This is a genomic window from Bifidobacterium pluvialisilvae (assembly GCF_019331695.1).
Lineage (GTDB): Bacteria > Actinomycetota > Actinomycetes > Actinomycetales > Bifidobacteriaceae > Galliscardovia > Galliscardovia pluvialisilvae.
The window spans coordinates 136,705-161,721 of record NZ_JAHBBI010000005.1; the positions used below are offsets into that span (position 1 = coordinate 136,705).

At 64.6% G+C, this 25,017-nt stretch carries 24 protein-coding genes; 7 read left to right on the forward strand and 17 right to left on the reverse strand.

What is annotated here, in order from left to right; all coding sequences use genetic code 11:
- Positions 1 to 30 precede the first annotated feature (30 nt).
- Genes KIH77_RS05620 through KIH77_RS05630 form a run of 3 tightly spaced genes read right to left on the reverse strand, consistent with a single transcriptional unit; the run spans position 31 to position 2,008 of the window.
- The gene (locus tag KIH77_RS05620) at positions 31 to 924 is read right to left on the reverse strand and encodes an aldo/keto reductase (protein WP_219100118.1); all 894 of its coding nucleotides are present in this window, start codon (positions 922 to 924) and stop codon (positions 31 to 33) included.
- Entirely contained in the window at positions 925 to 1,119 is a 195-nt protein-coding gene (locus tag KIH77_RS05625; RefSeq protein WP_236024497.1) for an NUDIX hydrolase N-terminal domain-containing protein, read from the reverse strand. It abuts the gene before it with no gap.
- A gap of 31 nt (positions 1,120 to 1,150) precedes the next feature.
- On the reverse strand, positions 1,151 to 2,008 hold the full coding sequence (locus tag KIH77_RS05630) for a class I SAM-dependent methyltransferase (RefSeq protein ID WP_219100120.1): 858 nt from the start codon (positions 2,006 to 2,008) through the stop codon (positions 1,151 to 1,153).
- A 206-nt stretch (positions 2,009 to 2,214) separates the two neighbouring features.
- On the opposite strand from KIH77_RS05630, the gene KIH77_RS05635 reads away from it, so the two are divergent.
- Both KIH77_RS05635 and KIH77_RS05640 read left to right on the forward strand, forming a co-directional pair.
- The gene (locus KIH77_RS05635; protein ID WP_236024498.1) at positions 2,215 to 2,520 is read left to right on the forward strand and encodes a helix-turn-helix domain-containing protein; all 306 of its coding nucleotides are present in this window, start codon (positions 2,215 to 2,217) and stop codon (positions 2,518 to 2,520) included.
- The gene (locus KIH77_RS05640; protein WP_219100121.1) at positions 2,517 to 3,665 is read left to right on the forward strand and encodes a type II toxin-antitoxin system HipA family toxin; all 1,149 of its coding nucleotides are present in this window, start codon (positions 2,517 to 2,519) and stop codon (positions 3,663 to 3,665) included. The genes KIH77_RS05635 and KIH77_RS05640 overlap by 4 nt, the downstream gene beginning before the upstream one ends.
- Before the next feature lie 21 nt (positions 3,666 to 3,686).
- On the opposite strand, the gene KIH77_RS05645 is transcribed toward KIH77_RS05640, so the two are convergent.
- From KIH77_RS05645 to KIH77_RS05675, 8 genes are all read right to left on the reverse strand, one after another.
- Positions 3,687 to 4,166: a flavodoxin gene (locus tag KIH77_RS05645; protein ID WP_219100122.1), complete on the reverse strand. Its 480-nt coding sequence runs from the start codon at positions 4,164 to 4,166 to the stop codon at positions 3,687 to 3,689.
- 234 nt (positions 4,167 to 4,400) lie between these two features.
- Positions 4,401 to 6,356: a YhgE/Pip domain-containing protein gene (locus tag KIH77_RS05650; protein WP_219100123.1), complete on the reverse strand. Its 1,956-nt coding sequence runs from the start codon at positions 6,354 to 6,356 to the stop codon at positions 4,401 to 4,403.
- A gap of 18 nt (positions 6,357 to 6,374) precedes the next feature.
- Positions 6,375 to 9,089, reverse strand: a complete 2,715-nt coding sequence (locus KIH77_RS05655; protein ID WP_219100124.1) for an MMPL family transporter — start codon at positions 9,087 to 9,089, stop codon at positions 6,375 to 6,377.
- Between the two features lie 213 nt (positions 9,090 to 9,302).
- The gene (locus KIH77_RS05660; protein ID WP_219100125.1) at positions 9,303 to 9,680 is read right to left on the reverse strand and encodes an ArsR/SmtB family transcription factor; all 378 of its coding nucleotides are present in this window, start codon (positions 9,678 to 9,680) and stop codon (positions 9,303 to 9,305) included.
- Between the two features lie 82 nt (positions 9,681 to 9,762).
- Complete coding sequence (locus tag KIH77_RS05665; protein ID WP_219100126.1) at positions 9,763 to 11,055, reverse strand: NADH:flavin oxidoreductase/NADH oxidase family protein; 1,293 nt, start codon at positions 11,053 to 11,055, stop codon at positions 9,763 to 9,765.
- 161 nt (positions 11,056 to 11,216) lie between these two features.
- Entirely contained in the window at positions 11,217 to 11,615 is a 399-nt protein-coding gene (locus KIH77_RS10440) for a sensor histidine kinase (protein WP_236024500.1), read from the reverse strand.
- 114 nt (positions 11,616 to 11,729) lie between these two features.
- Entirely contained in the window at positions 11,730 to 11,876 is a 147-nt protein-coding gene (locus KIH77_RS10445; protein ID WP_236024501.1) for a histidine kinase, read from the reverse strand.
- 174 nt (positions 11,877 to 12,050) lie between these two features.
- Positions 12,051 to 12,908: a winged helix-turn-helix domain-containing protein gene (locus KIH77_RS05675; protein ID WP_219100127.1), complete on the reverse strand. Its 858-nt coding sequence runs from the start codon at positions 12,906 to 12,908 to the stop codon at positions 12,051 to 12,053.
- Positions 12,909 to 13,163: 255 nt separating this feature from the next.
- Here KIH77_RS05675 and KIH77_RS05680 point away from each other — a divergent pair, with 255 nt between their 5' ends.
- A complete protein-coding gene (locus tag KIH77_RS05680; RefSeq protein WP_219100128.1) occupies positions 13,164 to 13,538 on the forward strand; it encodes a hypothetical protein in 375 nt (124 codons plus the stop codon).
- Between the two features lie 52 nt (positions 13,539 to 13,590).
- Complete coding sequence (locus tag KIH77_RS05685; protein ID WP_219100129.1) at positions 13,591 to 14,037, forward strand: GNAT family N-acetyltransferase; 447 nt, start codon at positions 13,591 to 13,593, stop codon at positions 14,035 to 14,037.
- Positions 14,038 to 14,121: 84 nt separating this feature from the next.
- On the opposite strand, the gene KIH77_RS05690 is transcribed toward KIH77_RS05685, so the two are convergent.
- Positions 14,122 to 14,805 (reverse strand): endonuclease III domain-containing protein, encoded by a 684-nt coding sequence (locus tag KIH77_RS05690; RefSeq protein ID WP_219100130.1) that lies wholly within the window; start codon positions 14,803 to 14,805, stop codon positions 14,122 to 14,124.
- Between the two features lie 81 nt (positions 14,806 to 14,886).
- Positions 14,887 to 16,257 carry an MFS transporter gene (locus KIH77_RS05695; RefSeq protein WP_219100131.1) on the reverse strand — a complete coding sequence of 457 codons (1,371 nt, stop codon included), beginning with the start codon at positions 16,255 to 16,257 and terminating at the stop codon, positions 14,887 to 14,889.
- A gap of 295 nt (positions 16,258 to 16,552) precedes the next feature.
- Here KIH77_RS05695 and KIH77_RS05700 point away from each other — a divergent pair, with 295 nt between their 5' ends.
- Positions 16,553 to 17,464 (forward strand): LysR family transcriptional regulator, encoded by a 912-nt coding sequence (locus KIH77_RS05700; protein WP_219100132.1) that lies wholly within the window; start codon positions 16,553 to 16,555, stop codon positions 17,462 to 17,464.
- A 10-nt stretch (positions 17,465 to 17,474) separates the two neighbouring features.
- On the opposite strand, the gene KIH77_RS05705 is transcribed toward KIH77_RS05700, so the two are convergent.
- The 3 genes from KIH77_RS05705 to KIH77_RS05715 all read right to left on the reverse strand — a co-directional run bounded on the left by KIH77_RS05705 (position 17,475) and on the right by KIH77_RS05715 (position 20,645).
- The gene (locus tag KIH77_RS05705; RefSeq protein WP_219100133.1) at positions 17,475 to 18,704 is read right to left on the reverse strand and encodes an MFS transporter; all 1,230 of its coding nucleotides are present in this window, start codon (positions 18,702 to 18,704) and stop codon (positions 17,475 to 17,477) included.
- Positions 18,705 to 18,875: 171 nt separating this feature from the next.
- The gene (locus tag KIH77_RS05710) at positions 18,876 to 20,309 is read right to left on the reverse strand and encodes an MFS transporter (protein WP_219100134.1); all 1,434 of its coding nucleotides are present in this window, start codon (positions 20,307 to 20,309) and stop codon (positions 18,876 to 18,878) included.
- 54 nt (positions 20,310 to 20,363) lie between these two features.
- Positions 20,364 to 20,645, reverse strand: coding sequence for a hypothetical protein (locus KIH77_RS05715; protein ID WP_219100135.1), 282 nt, complete (start codon positions 20,643 to 20,645; stop codon positions 20,364 to 20,366).
- Between the two features lie 185 nt (positions 20,646 to 20,830).
- Between KIH77_RS05715 and KIH77_RS05720 the strand changes: the two genes are divergently transcribed.
- Positions 20,831 to 22,432 (forward strand): ABC-F family ATP-binding cassette domain-containing protein, encoded by a 1,602-nt coding sequence (locus KIH77_RS05720; RefSeq protein ID WP_219100136.1) that lies wholly within the window; start codon positions 20,831 to 20,833, stop codon positions 22,430 to 22,432.
- 351 nt (positions 22,433 to 22,783) lie between these two features.
- Here KIH77_RS05720 and KIH77_RS05725 read toward each other — a convergent pair whose 3' ends face one another.
- The gene (locus KIH77_RS05725; protein WP_219100137.1) at positions 22,784 to 23,647 is read right to left on the reverse strand and encodes a DUF6591 domain-containing protein; all 864 of its coding nucleotides are present in this window, start codon (positions 23,645 to 23,647) and stop codon (positions 22,784 to 22,786) included.
- 326 nt (positions 23,648 to 23,973) lie between these two features.
- On the opposite strand from KIH77_RS05725, the gene KIH77_RS05730 reads away from it, so the two are divergent.
- The gene (locus KIH77_RS05730; RefSeq protein WP_219100138.1) at positions 23,974 to 24,993 is read left to right on the forward strand and encodes a cation diffusion facilitator family transporter; all 1,020 of its coding nucleotides are present in this window, start codon (positions 23,974 to 23,976) and stop codon (positions 24,991 to 24,993) included.
- The last annotated feature ends 24 nt before the right edge of the window (positions 24,994 to 25,017 follow it).

The following is a 25,017-nucleotide window of genomic DNA, read 5'->3' on the forward strand; positions in this document are numbered from 1 at the left end:
ATGCCCTCCTTCCTGATTCATCGGTCCCGGTCAGGCCAGGCCCTTGCGTTCGTCGACGAGGCGCATGAACAGGTCGACGGTTTCGGGCGCGTCGTAGTCGAAGAACACGCTGGAGCCGGAGTCGAGGCGTGCGATGGCCGTCATGTCGTCGTCCGTGAGCGTGAAGTCGAAGATGCCGAAGTTCTCGCGGATGCGATTCGCATGCGTGGACTTGGTGAGTACGGCGATGCCGCGTTGGACGAGCCAGCGCAGGATCGCCTGCGCCACGGTCCTGCCGTGTTCGGCGGCGATGCGCGCCAGTTCCGGATTGTCGAGGATGCCGGACTTACCCTCGCCGAACGGGGCCCAGGCTCCCGTGCGGATGCCGCGCGCGGCCAGCGCCTTCTGCTCGTCCGCGCGCTGGTGCAGCGGGTTGGCTTCGATCTGGTTCAACGCCGGGGTCACGCCGGTGAATGCGGCGAGGTCGGCGGCACGGCCGGTCGAGAAGTTGCTCACGCCGATTGCGCGGATGCGGCCCTCCTGCTGCAGTGCGATGAGGTCGCGCCATGCCGCGTAGTAGTCGTTGAACGGCTGGTGCAGCAGCACCAAGTCGATGTAGTCGGACCGCAGGCGGTCGAGGGAGCGCAGCACCGAGTCGCGGGTCCTGCCGGCGCCGTAGTTGTCGATCCACACCTTGGTGGTGACGAACACGTCGCGGCGGTCCAGTCCGCTGGCGGCGATCGCCTCGCCGACCTCGGCCTCGTTGAAATAGGACTGCGCGGTGTCGATGTGACGGAACCCGGTCTCGAACGCGGTCAGCACGCATTCCTTCGTCTCGGTTTTGGGGATCACGAAGAGGATGCCCGACGTGTAGTCGAAATAACGTGCCGCGGTGTCGCCGGCAAGATACTTCACGTCGGACAGATGGCAATCCGCACATGGCATTCACTCGAACAGCGTCGTCCAGTCGGAATCGCGATAGTCGGCGAAGCACATGGCCATCTGCTCTTCGGTGTTCCTCGTTTGGGAAGGGTTCGGCAATGCGTCTTCGTCTCGGATGCGCTCGTACCGTTCCCTGTCGAAAGGATCCAGGCAGTACACCAATCCCGTCCAGGCGAGGCTCTGCAGCTCCTTCTCCATTGTGAGACCTCCATGGGTCATGTCAAAAGCGTCAGATTCTCTTCAGTTCGGCCATCGCCGCATAGTGCAGCACCTTGAAGCGTTCGGGCGCGATGCGTTCGAGAAGGCGCATATGCTCCCGCTCCCACGAAGAGACTTCCCCCTCATGCAGGGACGCCCCGATGCCGCGGCATGCCTTCACCCGCCCGTTCCAACTTTCACGCGTGAACGGCACTTCGAGCGTGTACTCCTCGTGATGCACGATCTTGAAACCGTCCCTGTAGCAATCGGGGATGCTGATCGGCCTCATGCGCTCCCCCTCCCCGCTCCAATTCGGGTTGTACTTCAGGATCAGCCGCTCGCTCGCGCCGGCGATCCGATCCTCGAACGGCAACCATGCCATGTACAACACGAGAATTCGGCCACCGTCGGCGAGCATGCGGTGCAGTTTATTATGAATCGCCTCGTGGTCGAAATACCAGAAGCACTGGCATGCGGTGATCACATCGAACGTTCCATCCGGGAAATCGATGCGCTCCGCGGGCATCACCCGGTATTCGACGTTTAGTCCTTCGGAAAGCCTACGTGCCTGAGCTATCTGGTTTTCGGAGATGTCGATGCCGATCCACGAGGCACCATACCGAGCCAGGGCGCGCGGCAGCACTCCCGTGCCGGTGCCCAGATCGAGAACTGTCTGGCCATCGCGGCACAGACCCCGGTCGAGGATCCGACGGTAGAACTCCGAAGGGTAGATATTGCGGTATCGCGCATAGTCGTCCGACACCCGACCCCAGTCGAACGCAGTCCCGTGATCTATGCGCTTATCGACTATCATCCGACCCGCTCGATCGAAGTTGTTTCGCATTCCGATCACTCCAAGCCGCATCCCACGCGCATCGATTGCAACCATATCAGACAGTCAGCCATCGTACATCGCCGGCTGATCGGCATGCCAATACCATTGACCAATATTCAGCTATGTCCCACAGGCATGGCAGTTATTTGGCGCCTCCAGTGACCTCGGGTTTGCCACTCATCAGACCATCTTCCATGTACTGTTATTATAGTACGCATATATTAGTAATATTACTGTTTTTTTACTGTTTTTGCTAATATATGAGTATGTTTGAGTTGCTTGATGAATCCATGCCAGGCGATGTGATGGCCGCCGTGGCGGATCGTATGATCAAACGACGCAAGGAACATGGTCTGACGCAGGCGGCGCTGGCACAGAAGTCCGGTGTAAGCCTGGGATCGGTCAGACGGTTCGAGCAGCTGCATGAAATCTCCTTCGGTTCACTGGTGAACATCGCGTTCGCCCTCAATTGCGAGCGGGACTTCGACGCGTTGTTCTCGCAGCCGTATTACGAGACCATCGACGACGTCGCCAACGCCGCCCGACGTGATGGGAGACGCGCATGACGAGGCCGCTGCCGAACATCGATCGGGTACGGGTCGTGTATGCCGGCGAAACGGTGGGAATGCTCACCATGTCGCCGGAACGAACTCTGGCCTTCGCGTACGACCGGGGCTGGCTTGCGCACGGATTCTCCATCAGCCCATTGAACCTTCCACTGAGGGCCGGGGTGTTCGTGGCGAAACGCGACCCGTTGAACGGCATGTTCGGCGTGTTCGACGACAGCATGCCCGACGGTTGGGGACGCCTGCTCACCGACCGCATGCTGCGTCGGCATGGCATCGACCCGTATTCCGTCGGCCTGCTGCCGCGCCTGTCGATCGTGGGAGACGGCGGCATGGGCGCATTGGAATACGAACCCGCAACGACCATCGAAGACGAATCGGCGGATTCGCTCGATCTCGACGCGCTTGCACAGGAGAGCCTCCGACTGCTGAACACCGATTTCTCGGATGACCTCGACCGGCTGTTCGCTCTCGGCGGTTCATCCGGCGGCGCACGTCCTAAGGTCCTCACCGTCATCGACGGCGAGGATTGGATCATCAAATTCCCATCGTCCATGGACCCGTCCGACATCGGGGAGACCGAATACCGCATCTCGAACCTCGCACGGGAATGCGGCGTCGCCATGCCGGAAACGCGATTGTTCCCATCCGACCAGTGCGTCGGGTACTTCGGAGTCAAACGATTCGACAGAACGCGAGACCTCGACGGAACCGCCCGCAAAACGCACATGGTGTCCGCCGGAGGCCTGCTGGAGACCTCGCACCGCATCGCCAATCTGGATTACGGTCTGCTCATGCGCCTGACCATGCGCATGACCGACAGCGTCGAGGAATGCGAGCGCATGTACCGGCTCATGTGCTTCAACGTGTTCATCGGCAACCGCGACGACCATGCGAAGAACTTCTCTTACCTGTACGACCGGGAACACGGCGTCTGGCGGCTCTCCCCCGCCTACGATCTGACCGAGAACCCGGGCATCAACGGCGAGCACACCACGGCGGTCAACGGCAAGGGCCGTGGAATCACCACCGACGATCTGACCGGCATCGGAGTCCGCGCCGGCATTCCACGTACCCAGTGCCTGTCCATCGTCAAGGACATGCGGGACCGCATCAGAGCAGCCGGTTTCGCCGTGCGGGATTGATACGGTGCGGAATACCGCAAGTCAGAGGTTCAATCCTTCGACCCACTTGGCGAGCTTGGATTCGCTTTCGGAGACGGCGATGCGGCGGCCGTTCACCCAATGGGCGGCGGGCGCGGAATCGTGCAGCTGCACGCCGTCGGCGCCGCGCGTGCTGGAGCCGGAGGTGGCGAACGTGACGATGGTCCTGCCCTTCCAGTCCTCGCTTTCGAGGAACGTGCGCACCACGCGCGGCGCGGTCTCCCACCACAGCGGGTAGCCGACGAACACCACGTCGTAGGGCTCCACATCAATCGGCTCGGCCAGGGCCGGGCGCATCTCGCGATGCGCGTGCTCCACGCTGGTGCGGCTGGCGGAGTCGCGCCAGTCGAGGTCGGCCGGCGTATACGGCTCGGCAGGCACGATCTCCTTGAGATCGGCCCCGATGGCGTGCGCGAGACGTTCGGCGACCGTGCGGGTGGTCCCGCTGGCGGAGAAGTACGTGACGAGCATACGCTTGCTCATGGCAAGATCCTTTCGACGACATTCCTGATATGTATCGTTCTACCGACCTCAACCGTCTGAAGCCAATATCCGATGTCTTGCATTACACCGCATCCACGCCGCAATATCCAATAGTGTCATCCCATGTCCAACCATGCCTTGCGGGCATATTGCGACAAACCGTATTCTGGAAATGCGGCGTTTGTCATATGAATGAACGTGGGTCATGCCAGATCGGCGTTGAACCCCAGACCGTCAGTCGAGGCCGTCGGCAAGGGTTCGGGGGCGCAGCTGGCGCGGGTCGAGCATGCGACGTCGTGCGGTCATGCCGATGCAGATCGCGAAGCCGGCCAGCCACCAGACCACGAGCGTGGCGATCGGCGCGGCGGCGACGCCGGACCCGGTGACGACGGCACGCAGGATCGTCGTCGCGGCATGGGTCGGCAGCAGCGGGACCACACCGGCGAGCCATGCGGGAATCGTGGAGACCACGCCCGTGGCCACGGTCAGCACCATCATCAGCATCGAGGCGATTCGCCCTCCTTGGCCGAAGCTGCCGGCCAACGCCTGGTTGATGGCACCGAACGTGAACGCCGTGACGATCGCCGCCAGCAGCATGCCCATGCCATGCCCGGCGTCAAGGCGCAGCGCCATCCACGCGATGACGCCGATGGCCGCCGCTCCGGTGACCGCCATCAGCGTGCCGGGTAGCACGGCCTTGGACACCAACTGCCATGTCGGCTTGCGGGAGGTGAGGATGTCCCGCGGCAGTGCGCGAGTGAACACGTAGGTGGCCAGGGCGAGTCCCCAGAGGGCCAGAGTGATCAGGAACGTGACCGCCATGACGCCGGTGGACGGTGCGGAGGCGTCGATGCGGCTGGGCTGCGCCACGGTGTCCGCGAGTCTGGTGCGCGCGTACCGGCTGAAGGTCGGTATCTGCCCGAGCGCGTCGCCGAGGCCGTCGGCCAGCCGCTTGGAGCCGTCGTCGAGTTTGCCGGCGCCCTCGCCCAGTTGGGCGACGCCGGTGTCGAGATCGGCCGTGCCGTCGGCCAGCTGCCTGGCGCCGGCGGCCGCCGAGGCGATGCCGGTCTGCAGCGCGGGCGTGGCGTCGGCGAGTTGCTTGGCTCCGTCGGCGACCTGCCGCGAGCCGTCCGCGAGCCGGTTCACGGAGTCGCGCGCGGTGACGATGGCGTTCCTCGCGTCGGCCTTGGCGCCGTCGATGCTTTGGGCTGCGGTGCGCGCCTGCGACAGGGCCTCCTCGATGCCGTCGCATAGGTCGGCGGGGGCGTCGGCATCGCGGCACTGCTGCGCCAGCGGCCGCAGCTGGCTGATGACGCCGGTGGCGGACGGCGTGGTGTCGATCGTGCGAATCGCCTGATTGGCGGCCGGCGCCACGGCGTCGGCGATCTGCCGGTTGCCGTCGGCTACCTGGCGTGCGCCGTCGGCCAGCTGCCTGGTGGATTCGGGCAGTGTCTTGGTCTGCTTGGCCGCGTCTTCGAGTCCGTCGGCGAGCCGGTCGGAACCGGTGACGAGCTTGCCCGAACCGTCCTTCAGCTGTCCGATGCCGTCGGCGAGCCGGGACGTGCCGCCGTGCAGATCCTTCGCGCCGTCCGAGGCCGTGGCGATGCCGTCGTGCAGGGTGTTGAACCCGGTGTAGACGTTCTCCAGATAGGTGGTGAGAATCATGTCGTCGAGTTCGGCGCGGATGCCCTGTGCCGAAGCGCCGCTGGCGTCGGGGTCGAGCACGCCGGAGGCCGTGGATGCGTCGAACCGCACCAGCCCCTGCGCGACCTTGCCGACGTCGCCGCTGGTGGTGGCCTTAGCCGACGCGGCGATCCGCTCGGAGAAGTCCTTCGGAATCGTGACCTTCGCCGCGTATGCGCCGCTGTCCAGCCCGCTGTCCGCGTCTGCCGCGTCCGTGAGCACCCACGTGTAGGCGGAGTCGTCGGCGTGGGTGAGTTGGGCTGCGAGCTGCCGTCCCATCGGCAGGGTCTGGCCGTTGACCGTGACCGGCTCGTCGTTGTTGACGACGGCGGCCATGGCCGTGCCATGGTTCGTCTTGGGCGCGAGGAAGGCCCCGGTGCACAGGGCCATCATGAGCACGGGGATCAGCACGACCGCCAGCCACTGGCGCAGGGTGATGCGCTCCCCGTCGTTCGACGCGGAGACGGGCGTGAGGAACGCCCTCATGGATTCGGGAATCAGAGACATGGTTTCGGCTCCTTGGTGTCAGACGCGGCGTCGGTGGCCGGCGGCGCCCATGGACAAGATCGTGACGCCATCTGCCGGCAGGATGTCGGCAAGCTGCGCGGCGTTCTGGCAGGTCATCACGTAGGTGACGGGGGCTGCGCCGGCCGCCCTTGCGGCGACCATCTCCCGCAGACGGGTGCGGGCCCCGGGGTAGAGGACCGCGTCGGCGTCGTCCAGGAAGACGATGCGGGCGTGGTCGGCGAGGGCCCGGTCGACCGCGTCGAGCGGGCCGGGGACGTTCGCGCATCCGACCAGGACCACGGCCTGCCGGACCTTGCCCGCATGCTGCGGCAGCACCCGTCCGAGCACCTTGAGGTCGCCGCGGAACGTGGTGACGCGTCCGGCCAGGGTGCACAGCAGCGCCGATTTGCCGTTGACGCCGGCGCCCTCGATCACCAGCACGCCTCCGTCGGGCACGTGCACGTCGAGGTTTTCGAATAGCGGGGTCCCGCGGTCGTCGTCCGCCGACAACCTGGCGGCGCTGATCGACTCGTGCGAGTCCGGGGCCGGCCAGTCCCGCAGCCTGAGCTCCTGCGACAGGCCGTCGCCTTCGGCGTCGAACACCGGCAGCCGCCGGTCAATCGCCGCCGGCAGGTGCCACGCGCGTTTGCCAAGCAGGGCGAGCACGGCGGGCACGAACGTCAGCCGGACGATGAACGCGTCGACGAACACGCCCACGGCCAGTGAGAACGCGATTGGCTTGATTGTGGCGGACCCTTCCGGAATGAATGCTGCGAACACGGCGAACATGATCGTCGCGGCGGCGACCACGACCCGGCTGGCCGCCGCGAACCCCTCGGTGATCGCGGCCCGGGCGTCGCCGTGGCGGGCGTAATGCTCGCGGATGCGCGAGACGAGGAACACCTCGTAGTCCATGGCCAGGCCGAACAGCACGCCCATGAGGATGATCGGCAGGAAGCTGATGACCGAGCCCACACGCTGCACGCCAATGAGGTCTGCGCCATGGCCGAGCTGGAACACCCATGAGGTGGCGCCGAATGCGGCCAGCACCGACAGCAGGTAGCCGACGGTGGCCTTGACGGGCACCCAGATCGAACGGAACACCATGGCGAGCAGCACCAGCGACAGGCCAGCGACCAGCATGCCGAACGGCAGCAGCGCACCGCCGAGCTTGGCCGACACGTCGATCGCCACGGCGGTGATGCCCGTGACGGCGGTCTGCGTATCGTACTTGTCGGCGAAGTGCGCCTCCTTGTCACGCAGTGTCTGCACGAGCCGTTCGGTGCGCGGGTCGGACGGGCCGGTCTCCGGTACGATCTGGATGATGCCGGTGTCTCCCTTCGGGTTCGGGGTGGCGAGCGGCACGGACTTGACGCCGGGGATGGCGCGGATCTCGTCGGCCAGATCATTCACCAGTCCGATCGGGTCGGTGCTTTGGATGATGTCCGCCGTGACGATGAGCGGACCGTTGAAGCCCGGGCCGAAATGCTCGCCGATCGCGTCGTATGCGCTGCGGGCAGGGGTTCCCGTCTCCTCCACACCGTTGTCCGGCAGGGCCAGACGCAGCTGGCCGGCCGGCACGGACATCGCGGCCAATGCGGCGACGATCACCACCACGGTGGCCAGCGGCCTGGCGGTGGCCATGCGCACCCAGAACCGGGCGAACCGGTTGGCAGGACGGTGCCGGGATGTTTCACGGCCAGCACGGGTGCGCGGTCGCAGCCGTTCGCCCGCGGACGCCATCAGCGCAGGCACGAGCGTCTCGGCCACGGCCACCGCCACGGTTACGCCGAATGCGGCCGCAAGACCCATCGTCGTCAGGAACGGAATGCCCGCGACCGACAGGCCCAGCAGGGCGATCACGACCGTAAGGCCGGCGAAGATCACGGCCGATCCGGCGGTCGCGACGGAGCGGGCGACCGACTCCTCCACGTCGAGCCCCTGCGTCAGCTGGTCGCGGTGGCGCGAGATCAGGAACAGCGCGTAGTCGATGCCGACCGCCAGGCCGAGCATCACCGCCAGCATGGGCGCGGTGGACGAGATGGTCGTCCACGCGGTCGCGGCGTAGATGGATGCCACGGCGACCCCGACGCCGATGATCGCGGTGAGCAGCGGCATGCCCGCCGCGATCATCGAGCCGAACGTGAGCAGCAGCACGACGAGCGCGATGAGCAGGCCGACGCCTTCGGTCGGCGACAGTGCGGGGATGGCGTTGCTGAACGCGCTGCCGCCCACATGGACCTCGGTGCCGTCGCCGAGTCTCTGGCGGAGCCATTCGCCGTCCGATTCGATCCGGGCCTTGGTCTCGGGCCTGAGGTCGTTGACGGGGACATCGAACTGGATGGCGACGATCGCGGCGCGACCGTCTTCCGATACCGCATCCTTCACGGTGTCCGAAAAGGGGTCGGCGGCCAGCGCGACCTGATCGTAGTCCCCGATCCTTTCGGCAAGCTCGCCGACGGCCGTACGGTTCGCGGGCGTGTCGACGGGCTTGCCGTCCGGCGTGACCACGACGATCTGCGCCGATGTTCCCGAGACCTCCGGGAACACGTGCTTGAGATGGTCGAGTGCGCTCTGGGATTCGGAGCCGGGGATGGCGAATTCGTCGTTGGTGCCCTTGGACATCGTTGCCATCGAAGTGACGGCCAGGACGAGGACGAGCAGCCAGGCGACGAATACGGTCCGCCGTCTGCGTGACATCAGGCGGCCGAGCCGATACAGGATGGAGGACATGTGGGGGGTCTCCTTGGTCGGGTCCGCGCGTCTCAGCGGCGGACCGGCGTCATTGGGAAATCCGCGCGGGCTACGCCGGAGCGCGGATGCGGAAGGGATGCGAAAACCATGAACAGGGCGCGCAACAGCGCGAAAAGGGCATGGCAGGGCCTGGCCGCCCACGCGAATGGACGAACCGGGGGAAGGAAAAACTGCGGGCGCCGCCTCCGGAGACTACCTGCCGGCCCGGTATTGTTCGGCCGCGGCGAGGTCGGCCTTCAGTGCGGCGGACAGTTCGTCGAGCAGCGGCAGCCATCGGTCGGCGTTCACGGAGCAGATGCGGCGCGTGGCGTCCTTGTTGATCTCGATGAGACCCGCCTGCGCAAGCAGCTTGATGTGGTGCGAGACGGCCGTACGAGACAGCGCTGAGGAATCGGCCAGCTCACCCACGGTCTGCGGGCCGCCGGAGACGAGCCGCACGAGCAGTTGCTGGCGGTTGGGGTCCTTGAGGGTCTCGAATAGAGGAATGCACTGGTTGAGGATCTCCAGGCTGCGAATCGGCTCGTCGCACCGTTCCTGGCCTGCCTGTGCCGTGGTGTCGTCAGCCATCATTTCCGTACCTCTTTTCCTCGTATTGCGTTCCAGTATCGCCATGGCCGGCGACGAGCGGCCGATCCGGCCGACATGGCGCTCCTCACCGGTGTCCCTTGCGCCGGCGTGGCGCGAGCGCGCCGAACCCGTGCTGGCGTATGGCGAACAGAAGGGCCCGCAGTCCGCCGATGCTCGGATTCGGCCTTCTGCCCTGTCCTATGCGGTTCATCTGCAGCTCGAACCAGCTGATGACCAGCACGCCGCCGAATGCCTTGTCGAGCGCCTTGATGCCGGTGGTGATCCACGGCAACCGCACGGTGCCGCGCCAGGCGTTACGTATGATGCGGTTCGGCAGGCCGGGCATGATCACCAGCGGCCGCGCGATGCCGATCATCTGCGTGATGCCGCTGTTCAGTGCGGTCTCCATATCGTCGGCGCTACGGAATCCGCCGGTCAGGGCGATCGGCGCGCGTACCACGCCTTTGAGGCGCTTGGCGAATTCGGTGAAGTACACGCCCCGTCGCTCATCTTCCCTGGCTCCGGTGGTGGTTTGGATCACGGGCTTCTCCAGGGTGCCGCCGGAGATGTCGATGAGGTCCACGCCCATCTCGTCCAGCCGCCGAATCACCCAGATGGATTCTTCCTCGTCGAACCCGGCTGGCGCGCCTTCGGGGGCGCTGGCTGTGGCCGCGATGGGCGCATCACTGGAGTTGATTTTCACCGCGACCGGGAACTTCGGGCCGACCGCCTCGCGCACCGCGGCGACGACTTCGAACAGGAATCGCGCCCGGTTCTCCAGACTGCCGCCGTATTCGTCCGTACGGCGGTTGTCGAGCGGCGAAAGGAACTGGTTGATGAGATAGCCATGGGCGGCGTGGATTTCCACGCCCGTGAATCCGGCCTTTTTGGCGATGCCGGCCGTGGTGGCGAAACGGCGCACGATGTCGCGGATCTGCGTCACGGTCAGCTCGCGCGGCGGCGCGAAGAACCGCGCGTAATCGCCATCCAGTTCTCCGGCGCTGGGTGCGTACGGATGCGGGTTGATGGTGGCCGGCGACTGGCGTCCGGGATGGTTGATCTGCATCCAGCAGTGCGTGCCATCGCCGGTGCCGGCCTTGGCCCATCGTCGCAGCATGTTGAGGTCGCGTTCGTCTTCGACGGCCACGTTGCCCGGCTCGCCGAGCTGCGTGCGGTCGACCATCACGTTGCCGGTCACCAGCACGCCCGCCCCGCCCATGGCCCAACGATGGTACAGCTGCACATGTTCCTCGGCGGGCGCGCAATCCCGGCCGGCAAGCGCCTCGTTCATGGCCGATTTGTAAAAACGGTTCTTCACCGTGACGCCACAGGGCAAGGTCAATGGTTTGGCTACGTTCAATGCGCTCGTCGCCGACATAACGCTCTCCTATGTTCAGAGGTCTAAATGTTTAAGTGTTTCGACATATAGACAACACGAAGCCGTGGACAAACGACGAGTGCGGTACGTTGCCGACGCCATCCAACGTGTCATCGTCCGAACACTCCACGAAAAAAACGGGAGGCGAAACGCGTGTGAGGCTAGTGAACGTTCGCCCGCCGTTTCGCGGCGGGAATATGTACGGTGATGGTGGTGCCTTTGCCTTTGGCGCTGTCTACGTCGATGAAGCCGCGACTCAGGTCCACGGCGCGTCCGACCATCGCCATGCCGAGGCCGTTGCCCTGCGAGGCGCGCGGGGTGTCACCCCGGTAGAACTTGTCGAACATGTGGGCGATCCCGTCGGCTGTCATGCCGCAACCGTCGTCGCTGATCTCGACCGACACCATGCCCGGCTGCGTGCCGCCCGCACCCTGCGCCGAACGCTGGCGCACGCTCACGTGACCACCGGGTTCGGTGTATTTGAGCGCGTTGCCGAGGATGTTGCTCCAGATGAGCGTGGTGATGCCGGGGTCGGCGTGCACCATCGCACGGTCCTCCATGTCTCAATCCAAGTCGATGTTCCTGGTTGTGAACAGTTCGTCGAGCGTGAGGATCTCGTCGGTCAGCTGGCGGGTCAGATCGTAATCGACCGCATGGGAGACGATGGCCTAGCTTTAGAGCTTGTTGAGCTTGAGGATGTTGGCGACCAGTGTGTCGAGCCGCTCGGATGCGGCGATGATGGTTCTCGCGCATTCCTCACGACGGGTCTTGTCCATATCCACGTCGCGCATCATGGTCGCGTAGTTCTTGATAACGGCCAAAGGATTTCAAATCTCATGGCTTACGTTCGAGACGAAATCGTTAGCACGATCCAGCCGGACAACGGGCCGGAGACCATGCTATGCCTGGCGGGCCTGACCGGTTGTTCCCTATCGTCCATCATTCTCCCCTCGTCCATCCGTCACGAATCGATCGATTCCGTGCCCAGAGCCGACTCACTGGTTCGGCACGGCCTTGTAGCCGAGTCCGCGAACGGTCTGGATGGTGAAATACGGGCAGTCGGCGAACTTGGCGCGCAGGCGCGTGATATACACGTCGGTGACGCGCAGGTTGTTGTCCGCGTCCTGACCCCAGAACTCGTCCATGAGCTGGCCGCGCGAGAACACCTGACGCGGGTAGCTCAGCAGCTTGTACAGGATGTTGAACTCGCGCACGGTCAGTTCCACCGGTCTGCCGTCCCACTGGGCCGACATCTCCCCCGCGTCGAGCACCAGCCCGCCCACCTTGAGCTGTTTGTTTTCCTCGATACCCGCGCGACGCAGCAGCGCCTCGACGCGCAGCACCAGCTCGTCGAGCTCGATCGCCGGCCCGTTGCGTTCGACCGTGATCCTGCGCATCCGTTTGGCGAGCAGACCTGCGCCCAGCCAGCACAGGAATCCCGGAACCGCAGGCGCGACCATCAGGACCATGAGCCCATTCAGATACGCGAACGTGGCCCCGCCGAGGAACACGCATCCCACCAATCCGACGCACAGACCGACGATCGACGACTTGCGGACGGGCGCCTGCTCCAAGGTCTCCAGCTCGCGCATGTGCGCGTCGAACTGACGTTGCAGACGGATCAGCTTGGTACGGTTCAGCAGATTCCGGTCGCGTTTGAAGTTCAGCATGCCGCCGCGCCCGAAACCGTCCGGAAGCCAGCCGAAATTCCGGTAGGCGTCGACCACCATCGACTCGTGCGCGCCACCTACGCGCACGGACGTGTATTCGTAGCCGACGAAGTCCGGGGCCGCGCCCGTCGATTGCCGTCCCACAGTAAGCTCCCCTCGCTCGCAGACACATGATTCATCCATGCGGCCGACTCTAGGGAGATTCGTCAACGCGACGTTGATCAAGTGTTAACGAGGTACGAAAAGCCAACGATCGCAACGGTTCTCGAGGCTTTGCGAGAATTTTCCACGCTTGGTACGCCGTTTCATGAGTTGTCAACAGTCCATGAGCAATCGGCAGGAAGTCGAACCGTAGCCTGTGAACCGTCAATCACGACGGGAACGTCCCGTCGGAAGGATTGCAACATATTTCACGAGAAAACGAGAAAGGTCGTCATCATGACGAAGAAGAACTTCATCTCCATGATTCTGGGCACCATCGGCGGCGTGCTGTTCGCCATCGGCATGTGCATGGGACTGTTGCCCGAATGGCACGCCTTCAATCAGGGCATCGTCATCGGAGCCGTCGGACTGGTCGTGCTGGCCATCATGCTCATGGTCCGTCGCAGAATGGAAGGCAAGCCGATGATCGTCCCGCTGAGCGGACGGACGATCGGCATCACGCTCCTGGCCATCGTCGGCGCGCTCGCCCTCGGCGTCGGCATGTGCATGACGATGATCTGGAACATGCTCATCCTCGGCATCATCGTCGGACTCGTCAGCATCGTGCTGCTGCTCACGCTCATCCCCCTCACCAGGGGACTCAGGGACTGAGCCATCCCGAATCCGCAGCTTCGCCGGCACCGCGTTTGTATACTTGAGCGTCATGGAATTGACGATCAAGCGTTTTGACGAACTGGATGCGCACGAACTCTACGACATGCTTCGGGTGCGCATGTCGGTGTTCGTGGTCGAGCAGCATTGCCCGTATCAGGACATCGACGACGTCGACCCGCACTGCTGGCATGTGTTCATGCACGATGATGCCGGCATCGCCGCCTACTGCCGGGTGGTCGATGCCGGCGTCACCTTCCCCGAAACGGCGATAGGCCGCGTGCTGACGACTCGGCGCGGTCAGGGCCTGGGAGCACTTATCGTCAAAGCCGGACTGCAGGTCGCGCAGGAACGCGCCGGCGCGCGCAGCGTGCGCATCGAGGCGCAGTCCTACGCCAAGGGCTTCTACGAGAAGCTCGGCTTCACGCAGGTCTCCGACGAATTCCTCGAGGACGGCATCCCCCACATCGAGATGCTGTGGCGTGCCGACGCGGACTGACGACACGGTCCGACCATTCGGCGTCGTCCGATTTGAACGCGCGGTACGACCCCGACCAGGCCGCGCACGGCCGCGCCTCCCGGCTCATGCGTCCCAACCCGCAAGGAACGATCCGCGTTTCATCGCGTCGTCGCGGTACTGTTTGCCGAATTCGTCGATGAGTCCGTGGAACTCCTGCAGATCAGCGACGGTCAGGTTCGTGCCCAGCACCACGGGCGAATAGGCCCTGTGGAACGCCGCATAGCCGGCCGGAACCGCGAATCCAAGGAACGCGAACAGACGCCGCGCGTAGGTGTCGGCCACGAAGGTGCGGCGGGAGAACACGTACAGCATCAGATCGTCGGCCGTCTCGCCGCCGACGCCGAACAGGCCGAGCAGTTCGGCCCGCAGCTCGGCGTCGGGCACGTCCGCGACACCATCGGGCCTCGCCCCGCAGCGCTCCACATACCACCGGCTCAGCGTCTGCACCGCTCTGGACTTGTTGACGTAGAAGCCCGACGGCCGTATCAGCTCCTGCAGGCGCATCCGGTCCATGCTCATCAACGCATGGGGTTCGAGCGCGCCTTCCGACTTCAGCGCCGCAAGCGAACGGTCCACATTGCCCCATGCCGTGTTCTGGGTGAGCACCGCGCCCACCATGATCTCGAACACGGTGTCCGCCGGCCACCATCCGGTCGGCCCGAGTTCCCCCGCCATGGTGCGGTACAGGGCCTCGACGGTTTCAGGCGTGGGTATGGGTCGCCCCTGTCCCGCACTTCCACCGTCCATCGACCATCACTCCGTTCCGTCCGCCATCCTCCGATGCCTTGGATACACCAACGATAGTAGACGCAGGCACGAGGAGATCCCTTAACGATCCCTCCATCGTGTGAGTTCGAACAGCAACACCCAGACGAGCAGCAGGGCCGAGGCGAGGAAGACGACGCGCAACGCCACGTCGAGCGACGGCAGGAACGTGGCGACGACGCCGAACACGGCCACGCCGATCGCGCCGCCGACCTGGCGGAACGTGTTGAACATGGCGGAGGCGATGCCGGCCTGCGAGCCATCCACGCTCTTGAGCACCACGCCCGCGGCGGCCGGCGTGGTGATGGCCGCGCCGAACCCGACGACGCCCAGCCCCACGGTGATGACCCCGACGGGAATCGGCGCAGGCGCGAGGAACTCGATCAGGAATCCGGCGATCATGACGGCAAGGCCCAGCGTGATCGAGAACTTCGAGCCGCGCGCGGTGATGATCCGCCCGCCGACGACGTTGCCGAGGATGGTGACGAACGCGGACGGCACGAACACGAGCCCGGCGGCGAACGCGCCCATATGCAGCTGGTTCTGCAGGAACATCGTGCAGATGAACACCATGCCGTACCAGTTGAAGATCATGATGAAGCCGATCTGCAATGCGACCTGCATGTCGCGTACATGGAACAGGCCCAACGGCATCATCGGGGCCGCGGCCTTCGCCTGCGAGACCAGGAACGCGACGAGTGTCGCCACGCCCACGACCAGCAGTGTGAGCGTGGCCGGATGCGCAAGGCCGAGCGGGCCGACCTCGATGATGCCGGCCACCAGCGCGGACAGGCCGACGAGCGCGAGCGTCTGCCCCGTCCAGTCGAACCGGCGCGGCCGCGTCGGCGACGGGGCGATCCGGCGGCATGCGGCGAGGATCATCAGGCAGAACGGCACGTTGATGGCGAACACGAGACTCCAGTGGACCGGCGTGAGCAGACCGCCGAGCAGCGGACCCACCGCGGATGCCGACGCGCCACCCGCACCCCACAGGGCCAGCGCCCACGCGCGGCGTTTCGGATTCGGATTGGCCTCGTTGATGAGCGCCATCGAGGCGGGCAGAATCAGCGCCGAGGCGACGCCGAGCACGCAGCGGCCGACGACGAGCGTCGTCATCGAGACGGCGAACGTGCAGAACAGCGATGCGACGCCGAACAGGGCGGCGCCGGCGATGAACAGCCGTTTTGCGCCAAACCGGTCCGTAAGGCTGCCGGCCAGGAGCAGCAGCGCGGCGAACAGGAGCGTGTAGCCGTCGACCACCCACTGCTGGACGGCCATGTCGCCGCCGAGCTGCGCGGCGATGGTGGGCAGGGCGACGTTGACGATGAGCACGTCCATGCCGGCGAGGAACGAGGCGACCGCGGCGGCGGACGTGGCGAGAGCCGACGACAGACGGGTGGACTGGAACGTATGCGTTTCGATGGTATCGATCATGGCTGGTTGTGGAATGATGGAGTCGTTATATCGTTCTGGTTATTGCATCAGCCATGATATCGTCAGACAGCATTGGAATGTCGCCGTTCGTGGATGATTATGGTTTATGAGGCATGAACCATAAGTTCATGGAGTCCTGTACAATCACGGCAAAGCCATCACGTTCCGGCCGATGAGTGCGGTGCCATGTTCACGACGAGGGGCGTCGACTACCCCTCAGTCACTGCGAGACAGCTCCCCTGACAAGGGGAGCCGAGACGTGTGCGCATCACAGCGATCACGGAAGGAGCCGACGATGTACGACAGGAGACTGGACGCGATTCTCGCGGCGGCCGAGCTTGGCAGCTTCGGCCGGGCGGCGGCCCGACTGCACATCTCCACGCCGGCGCTCATCAAGCAGGTCACCGGCTTCGAACGGGAGCATCGTCTCACGCTGTTCCATCGTGGCCGCGGCGGCGTCACGCTCACCGACTCCGGCACGGCGCTGGTCGCCGATGCCCGCGACATCATCCGGGACTGCGAGCATGCGCTGCGTCGGGCGCGGCGGCTGGAGCACGGCGGTGAGAGCATCCGGATCGGCGTCTCCCTGCTGCGTCCGGCCACGGCGCTGCTGGACCTGTGGCCCCGGCTCGCCCCGGCCATGGCGGCACACCGGCCACCGATCCGGCTGGAGCTTGTGCCATTGTCGGATGCGCCGGACGGGTTCCTCTATGAGCTCGACCATCTGGGCGACACCGTGGACGTGGTGGTCACGGGATTCTCCCGCAACGACTGGCATCACCCGTGCCAGGTGCTGCAACTGGCCGAATACCGGCTGTGCATGGGCGTGCCGCTGTCCAATCCTCTGGCGAACCGCGCCCGGCTCACCCTCAACGAACTCGCCGGCCAGCGCGTGCACCTGCCCCCGGTCGGCGGAGGCGACGTTATGGACGAGGCACGGGCCATCCTCGCGGGGAATCCCGACGTCACGCTCGTCGACCTCAAACGCTACGAGTTCGACGTGTTCAACGAATGCGCGCAGTCCGGCGATCTGCTGCTGGCGAAGAGCATCTGGGCCAACTTCCATCCGTCCATCCGTCTGATTCCGATGGACTGGGACATCACCGTGCCGTACGGTCTGCTCTACTCCCCCACGCCCACGTCGGCAGTCCGTGATTTCGCGGCCGCCGTCGCCGAAATCGCCGGCCCGACGACGCAGCGGCCGTAAAACACACCGGTCAGAGCGCGGACCACATCGCCGCGCGCTCGGCGCGACGGCCGAAGGCGAGATAGACGATGACCGCCAACGGCACGACCACCAGCATCACGGGGAAGAACCACTGGATGTCGACCCGCGCATACAGCATGCCGCCGATCATCGGCCCCAATGCCATGCCCAGGTCGAGACCGATATAAAACGTGGCGTTCGCCTGGCCGCTGTGTCCGGCGCCGCCCAACCGCACGGCCGACGACTGCGCCACCGAATTCATCAGCCCATAGGAGCCGGCCATGCACAGCGCGGCCACCATCATGACGACGTCGCCGCGCATGACGGCGAGCGCCAGCAGCGTGCCGGCCATGCACAGTGAGCATGCGGCAAGGAACCAGGCGAACGACAGGCGGTCGAACAGGTTGCGCATCGCCATGCGCAGGACCAGCAGCGCGACCGCGTAGCAGGGGAAGAACAGGCTCGTCTCGACGGCGAGACTACGCGCATGCACGTAGGTGACGATGTAGGACTGTGTGGCGCAGTACGGGATCGCGAACAACATGAAGATCAGGGTGACGGGAATCGCGCGCACCGAGACGATGGCGTCGAGCACGGCCCGGAACCCATGCTTCGTCGAAGTCGGAGGATTCGCCGGAGAGGTGGCGGTCGCAGCCGGCCTGGGCGCGCCGCCGTCGCGCACCAGCATGACGATCACGGCCATCAGCACGGCCATCACCGTTGATACGACGCATGAGCCGCGGTATCCCGCCATCTGCTGCACCTTGATGCCCAACGCGGGTCCGACGGCCATCGCCAGGGCGTTGACCATGCCGTAGTAGCCCATGCCCTTGCCGATGTGCTCCAGCGGAATCAGCGAGGTGAGCCAGGTGGCGAGGCATACGGAGACGCAGGAGAAGCCCACGCCGTTGACGATGCGGGCAAACAGCAGCGCCGTGGGGGACGACGCGCATGCGTACCAGACGTTGGCGGCAATCAGACAGCATGCGCCGAACCCGACCATGCGCCGTTTGCTGATGCGGTCGGCGGCCGTGCCGGCAACGGGGCGGAGGAACAGCGAGACGGTGTTCATGGCGCCCGCCACCAGGCCGGCCATCTCGCCATTGGCGCCCAGGTGATGCGAATAGCCGACGATGATGGGCGTGACCAGCATGGAGCTGCCCATGTAGAAGAACGCCGCCGTCATGATGAGCAGCACGTCGCGTCCCAATATGGATTCGGTTCGCCGTCCCTTTCGCATGGTCCTTCGCTCCTCGCTTCCCTGTCGCCTACGTTGTCCACGACAACCGTACGTGCCATAACGATACGTGTGACGGGTGTTCACGGCAGCGTTCGGTTCACGCGTGTGACCTTCGTGTTCATACACCGGTCATCGGACGAAGCCCGGCCGTCTCACCGCCCGTGGCGATAGTCACCGTTTGCGGCAGAAGACGACGGCCATCACGAAGCCGACCGCCGTGAGCGCGATCATGGCCCAGAACGCCACGTTGACGCCGACCGGATTGTTTCCGCAGGCGACCATGACGGCCACGAATATGGCCGAGCCGAGCGCGCCGGCGATTGTACGCAGCGAGGTGAGCAGGGCGCTCGCATCGCTGGCGTAACGGCGTTCGACCGAGGCGAGCCCCCATGTGGCGGCGGGCATCATCACCATCGCCACGGCGACCGAGCGCACGGCGAACACGAGAGCGATCCACCAGATCGGTGTCGCGTCGGTCAGGAAGCCGAACGGGACCATCGTCACAGCCAGCAATGCCATGCCGCCGACCGCGAGCGGACGGATGCCGAACCGGTCGAACACGCGCCCGGTCACCGGCGAGGAGACGGCCATGACGAGCGATCCGGGCAGCATCGACAGGGCGGAGACCGTCACGGACGCCCCGTCCATCTGCTGCATGTAGATCGGCAGAATCGTGGATCCGGCGATGAGCACCGCGTACAGAAACATGCTCAGCGCCACGGCCACGGTGAAGTCGCGTACCGCGAAGATGCGCAGCTGCAGCAGCGGATGGCCGACATGGAACTGACGGATCGCGAACACCACAAGGCAGGCCAAGCCGAGCGCGAGCGCGCCCGCGACCTCGAGACTGGCGAACGGGCGAACGCCGAGGTTGCTGGAGCCGAGTTGGAGGCCGGCGAACCCGAACGCGGAGAGAATAAAGGAGAGCACGTCGAGATGCGCGTCGCTCGAGGTCTTCAGCACGTTGCGCATGAGGGGCGTCGCGATGACGAGCACGATGAGCGAGATGCCGCCGGACACCCAGAAGATCGACTGCCAGCCCCAATGGTCGACCATGAGACCGGCCAACGTCGGCGCGATGACCGGCGCGGCGGAGACCGCGAGCCCGTAGAAGCCCATGGCCGTGCCGACGCCGGATTCGGCGTACAGGGCGAGGATGATGACCTGCGTCATCGACAGGGAGATGCCCGAGCCGAGCGCCTGGACGATGCGGGCCGCCATGAGCAGTGGGAAGCTCGTCGAGACGGCGGCAAGCAGCAGGCCGCCGGCGAACATCGCGAGGCCGGTCAGGAACAACGGTTTGGTCGGGAACCGTTTCATCATGAAGGCGGTGGCGGGGATGATCACACCCATGGCGAGCGAGAAGCCGCTGGTCAGCCAGTTGCCGAGCACCGCCGAGATGTTCAGGCTCGTCATGATGGCGGGCAGTGCGGTGGTCAATGCGGTCTGCGCGAACGCGCCGGCGATGCAGGCGGCGAGCAGCACCGCGAAGATCGCCGTGCGCTGTCGGTCGGTGATCGGGTGGCCGGTCGTCGGAGTCACGGTCTCCTTATGGCCGGAGGTGGTATGTGGTTTCTGGGATTGCTTGGATTCGATGAATGTCATATCTCGTTGTTCCACTGGTCGGTTCGTTCGTTCCGGTTCTACCATCATGGCTGTTCATTGTTCCGTCTGTTTTCCGTCCGCCGCAATCGTCATCGCCCGTTCCGGCCATCGTCTGCGCAGCAGCATCCACAGGCCGATGAGAATCGTCAGCGCGCCCAGTGCGACCGATGCGGCGGCCATGATCGCAACGCGGTCGTTGCCGTGCCAGGATCGCCATCCGAGATACAGGCGGGCCGACCGGCCCGCAAGACCGTCGCCGCGCCGCGCCGTCACCTTGCGCGACATCGACTCCAGTACGGGCGTCTTCCGCCCGGACGATCCGCGCTTCGCCATCATCCCTCCGTTCCCCTGCTGCCGTCGCCCCACCGTATGGGCCGAATCATAAAGGAGTGTTGAGGAAATGTTGATGGAATATTAAACGTTCGTCCGGCCCGTCGACGATTCGGCAGGGTGTTCGGTATCATGGACGGTTGGACTTTTACGAGAACGACGATACACGACTATCAATCGGCAGGTGAACCATGGCAATTGACGCACAGGGACTGGAGATCCGCATCGGGGCACGCACGCTGCTCAACCCCACGGACTTCCACGTGGCGAGGGGCGACCGCATCGGCCTCGTCGGCCGCAACGGCGCCGGCAAGACCACGCTCACCCGCGTCATCACCGGCACCATGCTGCCCACCGCCGGCAAGGTACGCGTCACCGGCAAGCTCGGCTACCTGCCGCAGGACACGCACACCGGAGACCAGGATCAGACCGCGCTCGACCGCATCATGAGCGCCCGCGACATCAACACCATCCTCACCCGCATCCGCAAGGCGGAGAAGGAGATGACCGACCCGGACCCCGACGTCATGGAGAAGGCCATGCGACGCTACGACAAGGCGCAGCAGGACTTCGAGAACGCCGGAGGCTACGCCGTGCAGTCCGAGGCCATCGTCATGGCCGAAAGCCTCGGCCTCGACCAGGAGGTGCTCAAACGCGAACTCGGCACCCTCTCCGGCGGCCAGCGCCGACGCATCGAACTGGCGCGCATCCTCTTCTCCGACGCCGACACCATGATCCTCGACGAGCCCACCAACCATCTGGACGCCGACTCCATCGAATGGCTGCGCGGCTACCTGAAAAAATTCAACGGCGGCTTCCTCGTCATCTCCCACTCCACCGAACTGCTCGACGAGGTCGTCAACAAGGTGTGGCATCTCGACGCCCAACTCGCCCAGATCGACATGTACTCCCTCGGATGGAAGGCCTACCTGCACCAGCGCGCCGTCGACGAGGAGCGACGCCGCCGCGAACGCGAGGTCGCCGAAAAGAAGGCCGAACGCCTCATGAAGCAGGGCATCCGCCTGCACGCCAAAGCCACCAAGGCCGTCGCCGCCCAAAACATGATGCGCCGCGCCGAAAAACTCCTCGAGAACACGTCCGAGGCGCAGAAGAAGGAGAAGGTGGCCGACATCCGCTTCCCCGAACCCGCACCCTGCGGCCGCACCCCCATCATGGCCAAGGACATCTCCAAGGCGTTCGGCTCCAACATCGTGTTCGCCGGCGTGAACCTCGCCATCGACAAAGGCTCCCGAGTCGTCATCCTCGGCTACAACGGCGCCGGCAAGACCACCACGCTGCGCATCCTCGCCGGCATCGACAAGCCCGACACCGGCGAAGTCGTCTTCGGCCACGGCGCCAAGATCGGCTACTTCGCCCAGGAACACGACACCCTCGACAACGACGCCACCGTGCTCGAAAACCTCACGCACGTCGCCCCCGACCTCAACGACACCCAGGCGCGCAGCATCCTCGGCTCGTTCCTCTTCTCCGGCGACGACGCGCTCAAACCCACGCACGTGCTCTCCGGCGGCGAAAAGACCCGACTCGCGCTCGCCACGCTCGTCACCTCACGCGCCAACGTGCTGCTGCTCGACGAGCCCACCAACAACCTCGACCCCGCCTCCCGCGAGGAGATCCTCAAAGCCATCGCCAAATACGAGGGCGCCATCGTGCTCGTCACCCACGACGAAGGCGCCGTCAAGGCGCTCAACCCCGAACGCGTGCTGCTCATGCCCGACGGGGATGAGGATCTATGGAGCGACGACTACCTCGACCTGGTTGCCGAGGAGTGATGGAGTGTTTTCTGCGTTGTGGCAGACTCGACGTACCATCGTACGCCTTCGTCCACCACGCCTTGAAACCACACGCATCACTCCACGGCAACCCACAGCGGGGTAATCGACGTACCGCCGTACGCCTTCGTTTTCCGTGCCTTGCCGCCGCACACGTTATTCCACGGCACCCCCACGGCAGGCGCATGGGGACTCGACGTACCATCGTACGCCTTCGTCCACCACGCGTTGAAACCACACGCATCACTCCACGGCAACCCTTGGCGGGTCGCGTAAAAACAGAGGGGCGCGTCCACGCCGTCGTTTGACGGACCGTGGACGCGCCCCTTTCGCGGTTGAACGGATGAGGACCTACTGTTTTGCGGCCAGCTGGATGCCCATCGACTGTTCGTCGGCGTTGTAGGTCAATGACAGGCGGCTTCCCGACTCGCCGTTGAGGTATGCACTCGTGTCATCGGAGGATTCCTCGGTGAAGCCCTTCTCCCTGCAGGATTCGATGTACTGCTTGAACTGGTCCTGACTGATGCCGTAGACGCCGTAGGAGACGTCGTCCGCGTTGGCGTATTTGTTAAGGATGAGCCTGGACTTGGGTTTGGGCAGCGTCTTGGTCAGCGCATCATCCTTCCAATTGACGGCGTCCTTCACCTCGCTGCCGATGGTGGTCTTCTTGTTGACCATGTCGTAGGTCGCATGCCCGATCTTGTCGGCGCTCTTGAAATACAAGACGGTCATGACGTCGGGCTCCATGATCGGCAGAAAATCGCCGATGGCCTTCCAACCGCCCACGGAACATCCCCGGTTCTCCGCGGTCTTGCCCGATTCCAGCAACAGGTCGCTGGTGCATTTCAACGGCTGGTCCTTTACCAAGGCGTATCCCTCGTCGTCCATGTCGAGATTCCTCCTCAGTTCGGCGAACGCGGCAGTCCTCTGCTCTTCGGTGGCGTCGCTCTTCTGCCGGTATGCCAACTCCACCGAGACCACCGTGAACCCGGTGTCGTTGGTATAGGACATGGCAAGCTGGCGCATGCCGTCGATCGGCGTGGACTCGACCGAATACTTGATCTTCGACAGATCGATCTTCTTCACCGCCGCCGTGGTCGACTTGGCGGAATCGCCTCCCGCGTTCCCCGAACCAGAACCGCAGCCGCCCAGCATGGCCGTGGACGCGATCGTCAGGCAGGCCACGATGCCCCTCGTCACCGTTTTCATACTCATCGTTCTCTCCTTTTCGCCAATGTCGACCCTGTTGTCGACGTCAACTCCACTATACCGAGAATCATGTCAGTGAATTAGCTATATGACATACAAATAACCGTTTGTATAACAAATAGCCTTTCGTTGATGTGATTTCGATATCGCTATCGAATCCATGATTCCGCGTCCTGCGTCCTTCCGCATCAGTCGGCAACTGATTTTTTTTGACGACGTCCGCGAGACCTCGGCCCCGTCCGATGGGCGTTTGCGCGGTGGTCGTCACGCAGACGCCTATAGTGTGATGACGTAGAGTCATCACGTATGGATTATGAGAGGGTGAGCTGCTGATGGGAGAATCAGCGGAGACAGTGACGAAGACCGCAATCAGGGAGCCGGAGCACAAGGGGGCGGCCGTCAAGGCGGCTTTGGCGGCGAACATCGGCGTGGCCGTGTGCAAGGTGGCCGCCGCGATCTTCACCGGATCGTCCGCCATGCTGTCCGAAAGCGTGCATTCGGCCGCCGACTGCTCCAACGAGATCGTGCTCATCATCGGCGAGAAGGCCTCGCACCACAAGACCGACGGTGACCACCCGTTCGGCCTCTACCGCGCGAAATACCTCGCCTCGTTCGTCGTAGCCACGCTGCTGTTCTTCGTCGGCGGCTTCTACTCCACGTCCGAGGCCGTCAAGAAGATGCAGCTCGTGCTCGCCGACCCGGCCGCGCATACGGCGAACCGGTTCGAACTCGCCGTCGCCCTGGCGGTCTGCGTCATCAGCGCCTGCTTCGAGGGCATGGGCCTGCACAAGAGCATCCTCGAGGCGCGCGAGCGCATGGACCGCATCGGCATGAAGCGCATCGGCTTCCTGCGGTTCTGGCGTCGCACCAAGTCGGCCGAGCTCGCCTCCGTCATCATGGAGGACACGCTCGCCCTCATCGGCCTGGCGTTCGCCGGCGTCGGCATCGGCGTGGCCATCATCACCGGCGACGAGCTGTGGGATGCGGTCGGCGGCCTCATGGTCGGCCTGCTGCTCATGGTCGGCTCCGTGCTCCTGGCCACCAAGTCCGGCTCCCTGCTGCTCGGCGAGACCGTCGACTCGGAGACCCGCACCAAGATCGTCGACGCCGTCACCTCCACGCCGGGCGTGGAACGTCTGCTGAACATGCAGACGATTCATATGTCAGAGGATGACATCCTGCTGTGCGTCAAGGTGCAGACCTCGAAGCTGGACCGCGACTACGACGTGCAGACCGTCGACAAGATCGAGAACGCCGTGCGCACCGCGCTGCCGTGGTACCGGTTCGAGATCTACGTGGAGCCCGACATCTACCGCCGCGACCACGACAGGTCCATCGCGGAAGGACGCTGACCCCCGCCTTCCCGGCGAGGCCGC

Coding starts and splice junctions, on each gene's coding strand:
- KIH77_RS05650 (WP_219100123.1), bottom strand. CDS start 6,356: ATGTCTCTGATTCCCGAATCCATGAGGGCGTTCCTCACGCCCGTCTCC.
- KIH77_RS05710 (WP_219100134.1), bottom strand. CDS start 20,309: ATGACATTCATCGAATCCAAGCAATCCCAGAAACCACATACCACCTCC.
- KIH77_RS05725 (WP_219100137.1), bottom strand. CDS start 23,647: ATGAGTATGAAAACGGTGACGAGGGGCATCGTGGCCTGCCTGACGATC.
- KIH77_RS05630 (WP_219100120.1), bottom strand. CDS start 2,008: ATGGTTGCAATCGATGCGCGTGGGATGCGGCTTGGAGTGATCGGAATG.
- KIH77_RS05705 (WP_219100133.1), bottom strand. CDS start 18,704: ATGCGAAAGGGACGGCGAACCGAATCCATATTGGGACGCGACGTGCTG.
- KIH77_RS05660 (WP_219100125.1), bottom strand. CDS start 9,680: ATGATGGCTGACGACACCACGGCACAGGCAGGCCAGGAACGGTGCGAC.
- KIH77_RS05635 (WP_236024498.1), top strand. CDS start 2,215: ATGAGTATGTTTGAGTTGCTTGATGAATCCATGCCAGGCGATGTGATG.
- KIH77_RS05665 (WP_219100126.1), bottom strand. CDS start 11,055: ATGTCGGCGACGAGCGCATTGAACGTAGCCAAACCATTGACCTTGCCC.
- KIH77_RS10440 (WP_236024500.1), bottom strand. CDS start 11,615: ATGGAGGACCGTGCGATGGTGCACGCCGACCCCGGCATCACCACGCTC.
- KIH77_RS05720 (WP_219100136.1), top strand. CDS start 20,831: ATGGCAATTGACGCACAGGGACTGGAGATCCGCATCGGGGCACGCACG.
- KIH77_RS05620 (WP_219100118.1), bottom strand. CDS start 924: ATGCCATGTGCGGATTGCCATCTGTCCGACGTGAAGTATCTTGCCGGC.
- KIH77_RS05655 (WP_219100124.1), bottom strand. CDS start 9,089: ATGTCCTCCATCCTGTATCGGCTCGGCCGCCTGATGTCACGCAGACGG.
- KIH77_RS05715 (WP_219100135.1), bottom strand. CDS start 20,645: ATGATGGCGAAGCGCGGATCGTCCGGGCGGAAGACGCCCGTACTGGAG.
- KIH77_RS05675 (WP_219100127.1), bottom strand. CDS start 12,908: ATGGATGAATCATGTGTCTGCGAGCGAGGGGAGCTTACTGTGGGACGG.
- KIH77_RS05700 (WP_219100132.1), top strand. CDS start 16,553: ATGTACGACAGGAGACTGGACGCGATTCTCGCGGCGGCCGAGCTTGGC.
- KIH77_RS05730 (WP_219100138.1), top strand. CDS start 23,974: ATGGGAGAATCAGCGGAGACAGTGACGAAGACCGCAATCAGGGAGCCG.
- KIH77_RS05640 (WP_219100121.1), top strand. CDS start 2,517: ATGACGAGGCCGCTGCCGAACATCGATCGGGTACGGGTCGTGTATGCC.
- KIH77_RS05690 (WP_219100130.1), bottom strand. CDS start 14,805: ATGGACGGTGGAAGTGCGGGACAGGGGCGACCCATACCCACGCCTGAA.
- KIH77_RS05685 (WP_219100129.1), top strand. CDS start 13,591: ATGGAATTGACGATCAAGCGTTTTGACGAACTGGATGCGCACGAACTC.
- KIH77_RS05625 (WP_236024497.1), bottom strand. CDS start 1,119: ATGGAGAAGGAGCTGCAGAGCCTCGCCTGGACGGGATTGGTGTACTGC.
- KIH77_RS05695 (WP_219100131.1), bottom strand. CDS start 16,257: ATGATCGATACCATCGAAACGCATACGTTCCAGTCCACCCGTCTGTCG.
- KIH77_RS05680 (WP_219100128.1), top strand. CDS start 13,164: ATGACGAAGAAGAACTTCATCTCCATGATTCTGGGCACCATCGGCGGC.
- KIH77_RS05645 (WP_219100122.1), bottom strand. CDS start 4,166: ATGAGCAAGCGTATGCTCGTCACGTACTTCTCCGCCAGCGGGACCACC.